We start from the raw sequence: 14118 nt of genomic DNA, 5'->3' as shown, positions 1-14118 counted from the left end.
CGGAAGCCGAAGAGGCTTACTATCGGCAACAGGCCGCGCTGCCGCTGGCAGCGTGACTCAAACCAAACAGCCTCCGGAATTTCCGGGGCGGTTCATCCGCAGCTCATCGGCAAGTCCTGCGCTGGGGCTGTTGGTCAGCAACGCGAAGGCGAATCCGCGATCCTGAGCACTCAGCATGTAGGCAAACTGGCCTGCGCATGCGCCATCGTGTCCGGCCAGGATCTGACGTTCTGACTCGATCAATAGCCAGCCGATCCCCATGCGATTGAAGCGGCCGCGATTATGGGGCGAGACCTCCAGAACCGGCTGTCGCATCAACCGGGCAGAATCCTCGCTCAGAATCCGCACCCCTGTCTCGGACATCCCGCCGTGCAGATGCGCGGCCACAAAAAGCAGAAGATCGGATGCCGTCATGCTTAGCACCGCACCCGCCGCTGCCGTGCTCAAGGGCAGGTAGCTCATCGGCGATATCACCAGGCGCGATGCCTCGTCGGGATTGGGCACATGCCCGATGGCACAGCGATAGCGCAGCGATTCGCGTGGGTCCGCAAACGCGTGGCGCATCCTCAGTGGCGCGCAAATCTTCTCCATCACCAAATGCGGCCACGGCTTGCCGGCAATAACCTCGACGACCCGCCCGGCCAGGACGAATCCGGAGTTGCAATAGGACATGTGAGCCCCAAGCGCGTGCAACTGTGGCAGCAGTGCCATCTTTCGCACATAGCTGTCGGCGGATGGGCCGGTCGAGTCATCCTGCGGGAAGAAGTCACCTTCCATGCCGCTGTTGTGGCAAAGCAGATGCCGCATCGTCAGCTGCGAAGCGACCATCGCATCGGAAATCGTGAAGTCGGGCAGATACCGCCGGATAGGCGCATCGAGGTCGAGGCGCTGCTCATCGACCAGCTGCATGGCCAGCGTCGCGGTGAACAGCTTGCCGATGGAGCCGATCTGAAATGGAGACTCGGCGCGAACCTCGACGCCGGTATCGAGATTGAGCAATCCGGACGCTGCCGTCTCGACCACGCCACTGCGCAGTACCGCCAACGATGCGCCGATGACACCGTGGCGCCTCCTCGCATCGTCCAAGTACTGTTGCAGACTGGAAGCCGCATCCGTCATGGGTGCAGAACGATTCATCGCGGTGCTCCCGTACTCATGAGCGCGCACTCAGCTCCGGCATCAACCGGTCGATGATCGTCTCCACTGCACGCCTGAAGTTGGCACGCCGGGTGCCGCCGAAGAAAGCCGTGCCTTTTAGGGCGTCCAGCATGTCGCGGTCCGCCTTCGGAACGACGACCATCCCCTTGGCCTGCTGCTCCTTCTCGACCCGCGCGGCAACTGCGGCGCTGTAAGCGAAGCCGCTCAATACCGATAGCGCGAGCCCCGCCGCTTCCAGAGGCACACCACTCTGGACCAGAGCGCGCACGGCGCTATTGAGGAGCCGAGCCCGCGTCTGCGCGGCCACCGGACCGGACAGCAGATCCACCTGTGGGTGCTGTGCCACGACGTCGTGGTACGCGACGGTCATCTCCACAAGCTGATCGCGTACGGCGCCGTCGGACTGGGGAGGACGAACAGCGGCCATGAGCCGCCCTGCGATCGCGTCCTCGATCTCCGCTAGCGACTCAAAGTAGTTGTAAAGAGTCGCCGGCCCGGTTCCGAGGTGACGCGCAATCGAGTGCATCGTGAGCGCCTGATAGCCCTGCTCGTCGATGATCGATAGCGCCGCTGAAACGATCTCCTCGCGCTTGAGCGTCGGCTTGCGTCCGGGGGCGGCTTTCGCGTTTGCCCGTGGCCGATCTTCCGCGCTTGCCTTCCTCTTCATGAATGCACATCTCCCGCCTGGAAGAACCTGTCTTGAGCTCGCCGCATCTCAGGCCATCAGCCTTCAAAGCCTGTCGCCCGCACGAAGCTGACGGGCAAGTACGGCGCATGCATTATTTACGAACTTCATTCGTATTTAATATACGAACTATGTTCGCAATTAATCGGGATTACAAGCCATTGATGCGCCTACATCGGCGAGCACTCCTTCAATCGCAAGTCCTCGCGGACGAATCAGGAGCGTCCGCGCGAGGCGCGGATCATGTGCCGAGCGAACCGATCGTCGAGCGGGAGGCACTCGAGGCGGTCAACCGCCATCTGAACGCGCGGGCCGAAGAAGATGGCGCCGCGACCGTCCACTAGCCCGATGCTGCTGCCCGGCAGCGTGAGGTGTGGGCACTGCGGCACGGCAATGGCGCAAATGACCGGGAAAAACAGCCACTACGTCTACTACGCCTGCTCCAGTCGCCGGCGCAGTGGGGACGAAGCAGTGTCCGGGCAAGAACGTGCCATAGCGGGCCATCGAGACCGTCGTGACCGATGTCCTCGTCCGTCGCGTACTGGCGCCGGCGCATATCAAGGCGCTCGTATCGGAGTGCATGGCGCAGGTTCAGGCGCAGTCGCCCCCCCCTGAGGCTCGGCACCGGCGCGCGCAGAAGGCGCTGCTGGAGCGGAAGCGGGGCTGAAGCGGCTGTACGCCGGCGTGGCGGCCGGCGCGCTCGATCCGAGCGAGTCGGCGCTAAAGAACAGATCGACGCGCTGAAGCTGCGCAAAGCAGAGGCGAAAGCGGCGCTGGAGGGCTGCACGCTGCTGGCGCAGACAGCGCCGGTGTACCCGACGCTCGAGAAGACAGCCCGTCTTGCCGAGGGGCCTCGGTAGCGGCCACCGAGGGTGAAATCCCGCTGCACAAGGCGTACAGCTGCGCCTTCGTCGATCTGATCGTCGTCGAAGACGACCAGATCATCATCCAAGGCCGCAAGGACGTGCTCGTCCGTATGGCAGCGAAAGCAAAAGTCAGTCCCGCAGGGCGGTTCTGACCTTTGCACTTAAATGGCGCGCCCGACAGGATTCGAACCTGTGACCCTTGGTTTCGGAAACCAATACTCTATCCAGCTGAGCTACGGGCGCTTTAGGGGCGCGATTCTAATCTACGGCGGCCGGGGAAGCCACGCGCCGGCGACGTCGAACCCCGAATTTCCACCGTCACAGCAAAGCCGGTCCGGCCGGACCACGAACGGCGTACGGCCGGACCGCCGCCTTCAGGCCGTGTACGAAGGCACCTGGAAGGTCTTGCGCATCAACGCTTCGAGCTGGCTGTCGGACAGCAGGCGCTTCATCAGACCCATCGGCTTGACGTCGCGACCGAGGTATTCCATCGGCTTCCACTTCTTTTTGTCGAGGATCACCAGCGTGCCGGCCAGCGCCTGCTCGGGCGTCGCGCCGCTCTTCTCCAGCATGTCCGGCAGCACCTGCATGATGGTCTTGCCCAGGTGCGGTTCGTAGACCTTGCGGATCGCCTCGGGCTGTTCGTTCCAGGTCTTGCGCGTGTTGGCGTGCGAGTTCGCCGACATCGCCGTCAGCACGCCGCCGGGAATGATCGAGGTGACCTGAATGCCGAACGGCGCGAGCTCGTGGCGCAGCGTCAGCGTCATGCCGTGGATCGCGTGCTTGGTCATGTTGTAGGCGCCGGCGCCGACCGGGTTGGCGAGGATCGCGCCCGAGCTGTAGTTGGCGATGCGCGCGCCCGGCGCGTTCTTGCGGATCAGCGGCAGAAAGGCCTGGATCACGCGCAGCTGGCCGAACATGTTGATGTTGAACAGGCGCTCGACGGCGCCGAGGTCGGCCGCCTCGAGCACGCCGGTGCCGATGTTGGCGACGCCGGCGACGTTCATCAGCAGATCGAGCCCGCCGCCGTTCAGCGCCCGGGTGACGAACTCGGCGCTGGCCTTGACCGCCTCGGTCTTCGACACGTCCTGTTCGACGACGGTGATGTTGCCGCCGGTCTTCAGATCGGTCGGCGCGCCGGGCAGCACGCCGGCGAACACGCGCCAGCCGCGCTCGGCGAGCGCCTTGCTCAGCAGATTGGCCTGACCGACGTTGGCGCCGGTGATGAAAGCAGTCTTCATGATTTCCTCGCCTCAAAAGCACGGGGCGGCCGAAGCCGCCCCGCTTGGATGTCACGCACCGCGCTGGACGTCAGTGTCCGCCGCGCGCCGCCGCCTCGGCGCTGAACATCGCCGGCGTCAGCGGCCGGTTCGTGCGCCACCAGCCGTCGCCACGCTCGTTGACCATGTAGCCGGCCTCGTAGGCCTTCGCGGTGAGGTCGTGGTAGACCGAGGTGCCGCGATGGAAGGTCTGCGATTCCTGCGAGAAGAAGTAATTGACAAAGGCCACGCGCCACAGCTGGCCGCGCGCGTCGTAGTTGTCGGCCCACAGCGCCATCCAGGTGTCCTCGTCGACGTACAGGCGGCGCTTGCTGTAGATGTGGCGCACGCCGTCCTTCAGCGAGCCTTCGAGGATCCACACGCGATGCAGCTCGTAGCGCTCGTAGTCCGGATTGACCGTGTTCGGCTTGATGATGTCCGCGTACTTGAGCGCCGGATCGTTGATCTTGAAGTTGTGATACGGCACGTACATTTCCTGCTTGCCGACCAGCTTCCAGGTGTAGCGCTCCGGCGAACCGTTGAACACATAGTCGTCGTCGACCGTGCGCAGGCCGGCCGGCGGCACCGGATAGTCGAAGCCGACTTCCGGCGCCTGACGCACGCGGCGGATACCCGGCTGGTACTGCCAGGACTGCGTCGAGTCCTTGGTGAAGTTGTTCGGCTGGATGCCGACGGCGACGAAGCCCTTGTCACGCTCCGGCAGCAGATAGCCGGTGTAGAAATAGGCGTTGATCTTCTCGGTGTACGAGCCGCGCTTCTTCGGGTCGTTGCCCGGGTTCAGCGTCATGAACTTGTTGCGGCCCCAGGCGATGCTGCCGTTGGCGTAGACGTCGGCGATGTCGCAGACCGCCTGCTCGGTCCAGGCACGATGCGGATTGATGACGTTCCAGATCGCTTCGAGGCCGCTCTTCGGGAACGGGAACGGAATCGCGCCGCTGGTGCCGGTGATGCCGAGACCGTCGTCGACGACCTCCGCGGTCGTCGCGTTCTTCTTGACGGTGTCGCAGACCCAGTCCGGCACGCCGAAGTCGCGGTGGCTCGGATAGACGTTCATCCGGTACGAATCCGGATACTGCTTGAGCAGCGCCTTCTGGCCTTCCGTCAGCTTGGCCTCGTACTGGGCCATGTTCTTCGAAGTGATCGTGAACAGCGGCTTCTCGTCGGCGTACGGGCCCGGCTCGTAGCCGTAGGGCTTCTTCATGCCGGGCCAGCTGTTCAGATACTTGCCGGTGTACTCGGCGATGCCGTCCGGAGAACCGGCCTTCTCGGCGCCCATGCAGGTCAGCTTCGGGCCGTCGAGCTCCGCCGCCTTGGCGGCATCGACCTTCGCATACGCCGCCGGCGCGAGCAGGCCGGCGGCGCCGACCGTCAGGCAAGACGCCAGAACCATTCTGAACTTCATTGTTCTCTCCTCATCCTTGGGATACGCCCGCTGACGATCCCATCAATCGCCGCAGCCGGCATTCGCTGCATCGCGCTGTTCGTCTGGCGCCATCGTCAGCCGCACGTCGCGCCGACCTGGCGACACGCGATCCATGCGTGCCCGCGAAAACTATCGTAGTTCCGAAAAAGCGCAGTGCCTCGTCCGAAACGAGTATTCGCCGTCCGTGCGCGGCGGCGAGGCGACACGACCGCCGCGCAACGCACGCGCTTGCGCTTCGCGAAGCAAAGAGCGGTGCGATGCCGCGCGCTAGCGATAGTCGGCGAGCAGTTCGACGGCGATGCGCGTCTCGTCGGCCGAGCGCGTATCCATGTCGGCAACCGCCATCTTCTCGATCTGCCCGCCGAGCAGCGGAATCTTCGACTTGACCGTCCAGTCGTAGGTCACCAGCGTCTCGCTGCCGCCGCCGGCGATCGCCGTCGTGCACGCGCATTCGAGCGGCATCGCGCCGGCCTCGACCCTGACGCTGCCGGTGCGGCTGGCGACGTGCCAGGTCTCCTCGTTCGTCACCGTCGCCTCGGCCTTCTTGCCGCCCGGCATCTGCACCGGCACCTTGCGCTCGACGCGGATGCGAAAGGTCTGGCCGTCGAATTCGTGGGCGAGCACCTTGTACGGCATGCCCAGCGCGTCCAGCTTGCGGGTGTGGAACCCCTTGTCGGTGAACATCTTGATGACGACGTCCGGCGCCGCCGGATAGCGCGCCTGCACCTGGTGCTTCATGCCTGTCTCCCCTGTGGTCGTGCTGGCACGGCGTGCCGCAGTCGCGGCCGCGCGTCAGCCGGTGTAGATCTCGAACGATTCCTTCGGCGAGCCGCATTCCGGACAGACCCAGTCGTCCGGCAGATCGGCGAACTTGGTGCCCGGCGCGATGCCCTGATCAGGCATGCCGAGCGCCTCGTCGTAGATGTAACCGCAGATGACGCAGATCCACTTGTCCATGCTTCCCCCGTTGTCGTTCTATTGGCGGCGGCGCGCGGCCGGCGGCGGCAGCATCTCGCCGCGCGCCGCGGCGAAGCCGGCGAGCATCGTGCGCAGGGCGCTGCGCCAGTCGATCAGAAGGCTCGACTCGCCGACGCGGCCAAGCACGCGGCGCGACAGCCGCAGCGAGCGCTCGTCGCGCTCGACCAGGGTGCGCTGCACCAGCTGCTGCCACGAAGCGCCGTTCTGGATGCTGGCTTTCAGGCCGATCGCTGCCGAAGCCGCGCCAACCGTCAGCATGCCAACCGAGTGGAACAGCACCGCGCCTTCCTCGGCGCTGAAGCCGTGCTCGCGCGTCAGCACATCGAGGAACTGTTCGAGGATGTCGATCTCGGCGTGCGGGCCGAGCCGGCCGCGCGACAGCTCGGCGATCAGCTGCGGCTCGGCGACGAACGCCTCGAACAGGCTCTCGGCATAGCGCTCGGCGAGCGCCGACCAGTGCTCGTGCTGGCCTTCCGGCAGGCGCCGCGCCAGCGTCAGCTGGAAGGCGGCGAGGCGCACCAGCTCGTCGCGGTTCGGCACATGGCGATAGAGCGTGGCCTGCGCGACCCCGAGGCGATCGGCGATCTGCTTGAACGTGACGGTGTCGAGACCGAGCTCGATCGCCGCGGCGACGATCGCCTGCGCACTGACGGCCGGCGGCCGGCCGACGCGCGCGCCGGCGCCACCGGCGCCGGGGTCCTGCTCTGCCTTGCGTCGAGTACTGCGCATGCGGGCGATCACTCCTTCGTGCCGAGTTTCAAGAACGGAATCTTGAAATTCTTCGTCTGCTCGGACGACGGTGCAAGTGCGCAAATGCCTCAGTGCGAGCCGATCAGCTCGCCGCGTCGCCAGGTCGCGCGCACCGTCACCTCGCCGAGGCGCGCCCGCACCGCGCGCCACGGCGCGTCGAGCAGGCACAGATCGGCGACGGCGCCGACCGCGAGCGACGGCGCGGTCTGTGCCGGGGCCTGCAGCGGGCCGGTATACAGCGCCAGGGCCGCCTCCGGCGTCAGCGCCTCGTCCGCGCCGAGCGTCGCGCCGCGCACGCTGCGCCGCGCGCAGGCGGCCTGCATCGCGCGCCACGGATCGGCGTCGCCGAACGGCGCGTCGGTGCTGCCGGCCAGGGCGACGCCGGCGCCGCGCAGGCCCTGCAACCGGTACAGCCACGGCCGGTCGTCGGCGTCGACGTCGGCGAGGTAGGCGTCGCCGCGCTCGGCGATGAAGTTCGGCTGCGTCACCACCGTCAGCCGCAAGCGCGCGATCTGCGCGGCCAGCTCCGGCGGCGCGACCGCGGCGTGCTCGATGCGATCGCCGTCGCGCACTCCGGCCTCGTCCAGCGCGGCGAGCGCGAACGCCAGTTCCGCGCGCGTCACGCAATGAAACGCGACCGGCCGCGCGTGGCGATGGCTCTGCGCGATCGCCGCGCACAGCACCTCGAATTCCGGCAGCTCGTGCTCGTGCAGGTGGAACTTATGGGCGCCGCGCTGCACGCCGGGCACGCCGGCGCAGCCGTCGAGCCGCGCGTCGCCCATCACGCAGAGATCCTGCAGCAGCTCGCCGCGCGCGTGCGCCGCCGCGAAGTGCGCGAGATCGTCCGGTCCGTTCGTGTGCGTGGTGTCGGTGAGGCCGACCACGCCGCGCGCCGCGAGCGCGCGGCTGATCGCCGCCAGCGACGGCCGCTCGCGCGGCAGGCGCGTGCGCAGCCAGTCGTCGGCGTCGTAGAGGCGCCCGCTCAGGCGACCGTCGATGCGCTCGAACGGATCGCCGCCGGCGTCGCCGTCGCGCACGCCGAGTGCGGCCAGGCCCGCCGAATTGAAGGTCCACAGCCGACCGCTGCGATGCTGTACGCGCAGCGGCCGCGCCGCCACGTGCCGGTCCAGCCAGTCGCGGTCCAGCGTCGCGCAGACCGATTCGTGATGACCGACGCCGCGCAGCCAGCCGGTACCGGTGCGCGCCGCCGCGCGCAGCGCCGCGGCCAGCTGCGCCTCGTCGTCGACCTGCGGCGGACCGCAGGCGATCGACGCGCGCGCCGCGGCCAGCGCCTGCAGATGCAGATGGTGATCGCGCAGACCCGGCAGCAGCGCGCCGCCGCCAGCCGGCAGCACCGCCTCGCCGCCATGCGGGCGCAGACCGCTGCCGATCTCGGCGATGCGGCCGTCGGCGATGCGCACGTCGACGCGCGCGCCGAAATGCAGCTCGGCGTCGCGGATCAGCATGCGCCCAGACGCGCGAGCACGGCGTCGGTATCGGCGCCGAAAGCCGCTGCCGTGGCGTGCACGCGGCGCGCCTGCGGGGCGCGCTCGTCGCCAGGGCGCAGCTCGGCTTGCCAGTCGCGGCGGCGCGCACACCAGCCAGCGGCGTCGCGCGGCGCCTCGAACTGCACGGCCTGGCGCGCCACCTCGTGCAGCGACAGCGCGATCAGCCGGCCGCCGCCGCCCGCATGGCTCGCCCACGCGGCGAGCGCCGCGTGCAAACCGGTCAGCGGATCGGCGATCGCGTCGCCGATGAAACAGGGCGCGGCGCCGGCGAGCTGCTGCGCGGCGCACAGGCCCGCGGCGACGCCGGCATCGTCGCCATAGGCGATCCACTGCGCCTGCGGCTCGTCGCGACCGTAGCCATGGATCGCGATCCAGCTCAGATCCAGCTTCTCGCGCAGCAAGGCTTCGGCGTCGATGCCCATCTGCCGCAGCGCGCGCGGGCGCGAGGCCTCGATGACGATATCGGCGCGGCGCAGCAGGGCCAGCAACTGCACGCGGCCGCGGGCGCTGTGCAGATCGAGCGCGACGCTGCGCTTGCCGGCGTGCAGCAGATCGAAGAACGGCGCCGAGCCGCGGCGCGCGCCGTCCGGGCGCGCCGTGCTTTCAACCTTGACGACCTCGGCGCCGCAACGCTGCAGCAGCTGCGAGCACAGCGGCCCGGCCCACAGCGAGGACAGATCGACGACCAGCGGCGCCGGACGCGCCGCCAGCACGCCCGGCCACGAGCGCCCGGCATGCACGCGCAGCCATGGTGCCGGCGCCGCCTCGACGCGGCTCGCCGCGAGCGCCAAGCCGAGCAGGCGGCCACGCGCGACGAGTTCGTCGACCTCGCGCTCGCGCACCGCCGCCTCGACCGCGGCCCAGTCCGCGGCCGGCGCTTCGAGCCAGGCCGGCAACAGCGACCAGTCGTCGTCGCGCGGCAGGCTGAGCGCCAGCAGGCCGTCGGCGGCGCGCAGCAGGCGGCAGGCGCCGCCGGCGGACGTCGCGCCGCGGCGCTGCAGGCCCATCAGCGCGGCGCGTTCGGCGAGCAGCGCGGCGCCGCGCTGATCGGCGAGATCGGCGTGCGGCGCGAGGCTGGCGAGCGCGGCGAGCGCGCCGTCGGCGAGCGCCGTGAGCGGAAGAACGGAGAGCTGCGGCGCGCCGTCGGCGGCGCCGCATAGCGTCATCAGGCCGCTGCGCGCCCAGGCACGCGCCGGATGCTCGGCGGGCGGCGCCACGCGCACGGCCGGCGCGGCGCCGAGCGTGGCCAGCAGATGGTCGCGGTAACGCGCGGCCGTATCGGCCGCGCTCCCGGCCGCGTCTCCAGCCGCGTCCGGCGCAGCGTCGGCCGATGCGGCCAGCACGGCGCTCATGCGCGCCTCAACCGCCGCCGGCCTGCGTCTGGCGGTGTATCCACAGTTCCTCGGCGCGGCGGCGGACGCCGTCCGTCATGCCGGCGAAGCCGGCTTCGAGCTTGTCGCGCAGCAGCGCCAGCACCAGGAAGCGCAGCCAGCCCTGCAGATGGAAGTACGAGCGATAGCGCGTGCGCGTCGCGTCGATCGGCTCGACGTCGTGCGAGCGGAACGAGGACAGCGCGCCGCCCGGCACCGGCTTCATGCTGTAGGCGAAGCGCCGGCCCTCGATGTATTCCTTCATCCACTCGCGCTGCGCCTGCGGCCGCGCCAGCAGCTTGACCTTCATGTCGATCGGATCGCCGGGCCTCAGCGTCGAGCGCGCCTCGATGCAGAACGGATTCCACTGCGGATACTTCGGCAGATCGGAGAGCACCTCCCACACCACGTTGGCGGGGGCGTTGATCTCGACCGTCTTTTCGATGACGAAGCGCATCGCGGACTCCGGCGTCAGGCGGGACAGGATAGCGGCGCGCTCAGGCCGCCGCGTGTTCGGCGAATTCCTGGCGGATCAGGCGGCGCAGCAGCTTGCCGGTCTCGTTGTACGGCAGCGCGTCCTTGAAGACGATGGCCTGCGGCACGCGCGAGGAGCGCAGCTGCGCGCGAACCAGCGCCTGCAGCTCTTCCGGCTCGACGCGGGCGCCATCCTTGAGCACCACCGCCGCCGCTACCGCCTCGCCCCACTGCTCGTCCGGCATCGCCACGCAGGCGACGTCGGCGACCGCCGGGTGCGACAGCAGCACGTCCTCGATCTCGCCCGGCGAGATGTTCTCGCCGCCGCGCACGATCACGTCGTCGGCGCGCCCTTCGAGGAACAGGTAGCCCTGGTCGTCCAGATAGCCGCGGTCCTTGGTCGGGAACCAGCCTTCGGCGTCGAGCTGGCTGCCGAGCGACAGATATTCGCCCGAGACCTGCGGGCCACGCACGAACACCAGGCCCGCCTCCTCCGGCCCGAGGACGCGGCCGTCCTCGTCGCGGATCTGGATCTCGACTGCGGCCGGCCTGCCGACCGAAGCCAGACGCCGGCGCACGCGCGGATCGTCGCTGGCGGCGGCGGCGCGATGATCGTCCGGGCCGAGCACGGCGATCGTCGAGCTGGTTTCGGTGAGGCCGTAGGCATTGGTGAAATCGACGCCGGGGAACAGGCGCATGGCCTGCTCGATCGTCGACAGCGGCATCTTGCCGCCGCCGTAGGCGATCGCGCGCAGCGCCGGCAGCGCCGCGTCCGCGGCCTCTTCGAGCAGATGGTCGACGATGCGCTGCAGCATGGTCGGCACCAGGAAGGCATTGCTGACCTGGTGCGCGCGGCAGGCTTCGAGCCAGGCGCGCGCCTCGAAATTCTCCAGCTGCACCATGCGCCGGCAGGCATAGGTCGAGGACAGCACTGCCGAAATGCCGGCGACGTGATACGGCGGCACGGTGACGACGATGGCGTCGTTCTCCTCGGCGGCACCGAACTCGACGGTACCGACGATGTACGACATCAGGTTCTCGTGGCGCAGGATCGCCGCCTTCGGCTTGCCGGTGGTGCCGCTGGTGAACAGCTGCACGGCGACCGCGCGCGGATCCTCGTCCGGCTGCGGCGGCGCGGCGTCCGCCGCCAGCGGCGGCAAAGACAGCAGCTCCGAGCGCAGCAGCAGTTCCACACCCTCGCGCGGCTCGACCAGCGACACGAATTCGTCGCCGACCACCAGCACGACCGGCGCGACGCGCTCGATCAGCTCGTTGAGCTCCGGCCGCGTCAGGCGATAGTTGAGCGGCACGTACGGCAGGCCGGCGTAGGCCGCGCCGAAGATCGAGATCGGCGCCGCCGGGCTGTTGACGTCGAGCAGGCCGACATACTGGGCGCCGCTGGCGCGGAACCGCGCCGCGGCGCGACAGGCCGCCTCGCGCAGCTCCGCGTAGGTGTAGGCGAACTCGCCGGACACGACGGCGGTGCGCTCGCCGAAGGCCTCGGCGGCCATGTCGAGGATGGTGGAAATGTTCATGGCAGTTTCACTGTGGGTCCGCCCTGCGCGGACGCGGCAGGCACGCGCGCCGCGGCTTCGATGCTAGTCCGACGACGGCAGCTGCTTGGCCTGCTTGACCTCGAGCGGCGTGCTGCCGAGGCTCAGCGAGCCCTTGCCGCCCTTCGTGCACAGCAGCTCCAGCGACTCGTCGGCGTTGACGTAGCGCTTGCCGATCAGCGTCTCGCTGGCGAAGGCCGGGTCCGGCTCGCCGCTGCCGGTCGCCATCGGCGCGATCATCTCGGCGCCGCCGCAGCGCAGATCGTGCTCGCCGGCCGGCGCCTTCACGACCATCACCTGCGTTTCGCAAACCGCGCTCTTGAAGCGCGCGCCGGGCTTGAGTGCCGTCGCCATCGTCGGGTTCTCCATCATTTCGTGAGTGGCCGGACTGTAAGCCAGGCGCGGCCCGGCGACCCCGTCCACTTGTGGGAGGTGAGTCGGACTCAAGGCGGCCCGGCCGGATGCCGGTCCTCTCCATGCTACACAGCCAATACGCAGACCCCCCGCATGGCACGGGAGCCCTGATGGCACGCTACAGACGCAAGGCGCCACTTCTCGCACACCTCGCCAGAACAAAAAGAATGAGGGCGCCGCGATCGAGACTTGTGAACGTCCAGTCCCGCAAAGACGGTGCTATCGTTTGCTGTACCCACTCCTGCTGAAGGAAACCGATTGATGAGCGTAGTCCTTACTCGCTCCTGCGGCTCTTGCGCTCCGCTCGCCCGCATTACGGCCTTCGCGGAGGTCAGCGCCTGCAACTGCGGAAGTCATACTTTCTAGGTGCCTTCAATGCAGTGGACACCACGGAAATGGCTCGCCGCCCTGCTGGGTTTCTTCTTACAGTGGCTGAGTTTTCTGTATGTCGGCCGATGGCGGCTGGCCGGCGCGTATCTCCTCTTGTGGTTCGTCGCGGTCTTGATCGAACTGCACTTTGGAGTCCCTGGCTATTCCTCCGTGGCATTGAGCGTTCTTTGTAGCGTTCATGCTTATCGGATAGCGGCAAAAGCACCCCCTGTAGCGGGGCGGCCTTGGTACAGCCGCTGGTACGGAATAATTGGGGTCGCGGCAGGAGCATTCTCAGTGTTTTTTCTGTTCCGCGCCTTCCTTCTTGAGCCATTTCGCATGCCTTCTTCGGCGATGGCCCCAACTTATGAGCGCGGGACGGTGTTCTTAGTCGAGAAAGCCGGCTACGGCCATTTTGGGACATTTGGCCTTTTCCTCACACATCGCCCTCCCTCAACTCCAGTTCATCGAGGCACGGTTGTGATATTCGAATCTCCTGTAAGTCCCGGCCATAACTTTGTTAAGCGCGTCATAGGCATACCGGGCGACACCATTTCATACAAGGACAAGACTCTCTCGATAAACGGCGTCGCGGTGACAAGAGAAGCAACCTCAGCCGGAGATCGGGTGATTGTTCGTGAAGAGCTGGAAGGACGGAGCTATGAAACGCTCATCAACCCTCAAAGGGCTGCGGTTGATCTTGAAATCACGGTACCGCCTAACCACTACTATCTGGTCGGTGACAACAGAGACGGGTCCGACGATAGTCGTCGGTTTGGCCCGGTGAAGGCCGAGTTATTGATCGGCGAGGTGGTATATGTTTTCCACAAAGGCGCTCAACTGGCGCACATGGACGCCTCAAGCAAGCCCATCGGTGAATGAAGCGCTGACCGCTGGCGTGCAAAGGTGGCAGCAGGCGCACGTTTGGTTTCGTCAAGGACCCATGAGGCAGACCAAGCCCTCATGGGAGTCCGCGCCGGGATAGTCGCTCGCATGAATACGAGCGTTCCTGAACCGCCCCGGAAATTCCGGAGGCTGTTTGGTTTGAGTCACGCTGCCAGCGGCAGCGCGGCCTGTTGCCGATAGTAAGCCTCTTCGGCTTCCGCTGGCGGGATGTTCCCGATCGGCCCTAGCAGTCGCTTGTGGTTGAACCAGTCCACCCAATCCAGCGTGGCCAGTTCGACCGCTTCGAGGTTCCTCCACGAGCGCCGGTGAATCACCTCGGCCTTGTACAGCCCGTTGATCGTCTCGGCCAGCGCGTTGTCGTAGGAATCGCCGACGCTGCCAACA

At 67.5% G+C, this 14118-nt stretch carries 15 protein-coding genes and 1 tRNA gene; 2 read left to right on the top strand and 14 right to left on the bottom strand.

Features of this window, described 5'->3' with window-relative positions; translation table 11 throughout:
• Nucleotides 1-57: 57 nt before the first annotated feature.
• Together H149_RS21785 and H149_RS22480 are read right to left on the bottom strand one after the other, a co-directional pair.
• Complete coding sequence (locus tag H149_RS21785) at nt 58-1137, bottom strand: serine hydrolase domain-containing protein (protein ID WP_154654928.1); 1080 nt, start codon at nt 1135-1137, stop codon at nt 58-60.
• A 16-nt stretch (nt 1138-1153) separates the two neighbouring features.
• Nucleotides 1154-1825, bottom strand: a complete 672-nt coding sequence (locus tag H149_RS22480) for a TetR/AcrR family transcriptional regulator (RefSeq protein ID WP_020651354.1) — start codon at nt 1823-1825, stop codon at nt 1154-1156.
• A gap of 339 nt (nt 1826-2164) precedes the next feature.
• Between H149_RS22480 and H149_RS24445 the strand changes: the two genes are divergently transcribed.
• Nucleotides 2165-2458, top strand: coding sequence for a recombinase zinc ribbon domain-containing protein (locus tag H149_RS24445; RefSeq protein WP_083931143.1), 294 nt, complete (start codon nt 2165-2167; stop codon nt 2456-2458).
• 417 nt (nt 2459-2875) lie between these two features.
• On the opposite strand, the gene H149_RS0119015 is transcribed toward H149_RS24445, so the two are convergent.
• The 11 genes from H149_RS0119015 to H149_RS0118965 form a co-directional block, all read right to left on the bottom strand.
• Nucleotides 2876-2952: transfer RNA gene (locus tag H149_RS0119015), tRNA-Arg, on the bottom strand.
• 131 nt (nt 2953-3083) lie between these two features.
• On the bottom strand, nt 3084-3950 hold the full coding sequence (locus tag H149_RS0119010) for an SDR family NAD(P)-dependent oxidoreductase (protein ID WP_020651351.1): 867 nt from the start codon (nt 3948-3950) through the stop codon (nt 3084-3086).
• A gap of 70 nt (nt 3951-4020) precedes the next feature.
• Complete coding sequence (locus H149_RS0119005; protein WP_026353331.1) at nt 4021-5391, bottom strand: DUF1329 domain-containing protein; 1371 nt, start codon at nt 5389-5391, stop codon at nt 4021-4023.
• Nucleotides 5392-5679: 288 nt separating this feature from the next.
• The gene (locus H149_RS0119000) at nt 5680-6150 is read right to left on the bottom strand and encodes a DUF2505 domain-containing protein (RefSeq protein ID WP_020651349.1); all 471 of its coding nucleotides are present in this window, start codon (nt 6148-6150) and stop codon (nt 5680-5682) included.
• A gap of 54 nt (nt 6151-6204) precedes the next feature.
• Nucleotides 6205-6369, bottom strand: a complete 165-nt coding sequence (locus H149_RS0118995; RefSeq protein ID WP_020651348.1) for a rubredoxin — start codon at nt 6367-6369, stop codon at nt 6205-6207.
• 18 nt (nt 6370-6387) lie between these two features.
• Nucleotides 6388-7119, bottom strand: coding sequence for a TetR/AcrR family transcriptional regulator (locus tag H149_RS22475; RefSeq protein ID WP_154654927.1), 732 nt, complete (start codon nt 7117-7119; stop codon nt 6388-6390).
• A gap of 89 nt (nt 7120-7208) precedes the next feature.
• Entirely contained in the window at nt 7209-8606 is a 1398-nt protein-coding gene (locus tag H149_RS0118985) for an amidohydrolase family protein (protein WP_020651347.1), read from the bottom strand.
• A complete protein-coding gene (locus tag H149_RS21770; RefSeq protein ID WP_020651346.1) occupies nt 8600-10000 on the bottom strand; it encodes a CoA transferase in 1401 nt (466 codons plus the stop codon). The genes H149_RS0118985 and H149_RS21770 overlap by 7 nt, the downstream gene beginning before the upstream one ends.
• A gap of 7 nt (nt 10001-10007) precedes the next feature.
• The gene (locus H149_RS0118975; RefSeq protein WP_020651345.1) at nt 10008-10475 is read right to left on the bottom strand and encodes an SRPBCC domain-containing protein; all 468 of its coding nucleotides are present in this window, start codon (nt 10473-10475) and stop codon (nt 10008-10010) included.
• A 40-nt stretch (nt 10476-10515) separates the two neighbouring features.
• Complete coding sequence (locus tag H149_RS0118970; RefSeq protein ID WP_020651344.1) at nt 10516-12027, bottom strand: class I adenylate-forming enzyme family protein; 1512 nt, start codon at nt 12025-12027, stop codon at nt 10516-10518.
• 63 nt (nt 12028-12090) lie between these two features.
• Nucleotides 12091-12399 (bottom strand): hypothetical protein, encoded by a 309-nt coding sequence (locus H149_RS0118965; protein WP_026353329.1) that lies wholly within the window; start codon nt 12397-12399, stop codon nt 12091-12093.
• Nucleotides 12400-12834: 435 nt separating this feature from the next.
• Between H149_RS0118965 and lepB the strand changes: the two genes are divergently transcribed.
• Nucleotides 12835-13710: a signal peptidase I gene (gene lepB / locus H149_RS22955; protein ID WP_083931141.1), complete on the top strand. Its 876-nt coding sequence runs from the start codon at nt 12835-12837 to the stop codon at nt 13708-13710.
• A gap of 167 nt (nt 13711-13877) precedes the next feature.
• On the opposite strand, the gene H149_RS0118960 is transcribed toward lepB, so the two are convergent.
• The coding region (locus tag H149_RS0118960) for an integrase core domain-containing protein (protein ID WP_020651342.1) at nt 13878-14118 on the bottom strand (241 nt) is incomplete at its 5' end.

The sequence above is a fragment of the Solimonas variicoloris DSM 15731 genome (assembly GCF_000382285.1).
Classification (GTDB): Bacteria; Pseudomonadota; Gammaproteobacteria; order Nevskiales; family Nevskiaceae; genus Solimonas; species Solimonas variicoloris.
This window is presented reverse-complemented; position numbering and strand designations above follow the sequence as displayed.

Excerpts from the sequence above, each read along its gene's own strand:
- H149_RS21785 (WP_154654928.1), bottom strand. The coding sequence starts at position 1,137 with ATGAATCGTTCTGCACCCATGACGGATGCGGCTTCCAGTCTGCAACAG.
- H149_RS22480 (WP_020651354.1), bottom strand. The coding sequence starts at position 1,825 with ATGAAGAGGAAGGCAAGCGCGGAAGATCGGCCACGGGCAAACGCGAAA.
- H149_RS24445 (WP_083931143.1), top strand. The coding sequence starts at position 2,165 with ATGGCGCCGCGACCGTCCACTAGCCCGATGCTGCTGCCCGGCAGCGTG.
- H149_RS0119010 (WP_020651351.1), bottom strand. The coding sequence starts at position 3,950 with ATGAAGACTGCTTTCATCACCGGCGCCAACGTCGGTCAGGCCAATCTG.
- H149_RS0119005 (WP_026353331.1), bottom strand. The coding sequence starts at position 5,391 with ATGAAGTTCAGAATGGTTCTGGCGTCTTGCCTGACGGTCGGCGCCGCC.
- H149_RS0119000 (WP_020651349.1), bottom strand. The coding sequence starts at position 6,150 with ATGAAGCACCAGGTGCAGGCGCGCTATCCGGCGGCGCCGGACGTCGTC.
- H149_RS0118995 (WP_020651348.1), bottom strand. The coding sequence starts at position 6,369 with ATGGACAAGTGGATCTGCGTCATCTGCGGTTACATCTACGACGAGGCG.
- H149_RS22475 (WP_154654927.1), bottom strand. The coding sequence starts at position 7,119 with ATGCGCAGTACTCGACGCAAGGCAGAGCAGGACCCCGGCGCCGGTGGC.
- H149_RS0118985 (WP_020651347.1), bottom strand. The coding sequence starts at position 8,606 with ATGCTGATCCGCGACGCCGAGCTGCATTTCGGCGCGCGCGTCGACGTG.
- H149_RS21770 (WP_020651346.1), bottom strand. The coding sequence starts at position 10,000 with ATGAGCGCCGTGCTGGCCGCATCGGCCGACGCTGCGCCGGACGCGGCT.
- H149_RS0118975 (WP_020651345.1), bottom strand. The coding sequence starts at position 10,475 with ATGCGCTTCGTCATCGAAAAGACGGTCGAGATCAACGCCCCCGCCAAC.
- H149_RS0118970 (WP_020651344.1), bottom strand. The coding sequence starts at position 12,027 with ATGAACATTTCCACCATCCTCGACATGGCCGCCGAGGCCTTCGGCGAG.
- H149_RS0118965 (WP_026353329.1), bottom strand. The coding sequence starts at position 12,399 with ATGGCGACGGCACTCAAGCCCGGCGCGCGCTTCAAGAGCGCGGTTTGC.
- lepB (WP_083931141.1), top strand. The coding sequence starts at position 12,835 with ATGCAGTGGACACCACGGAAATGGCTCGCCGCCCTGCTGGGTTTCTTC.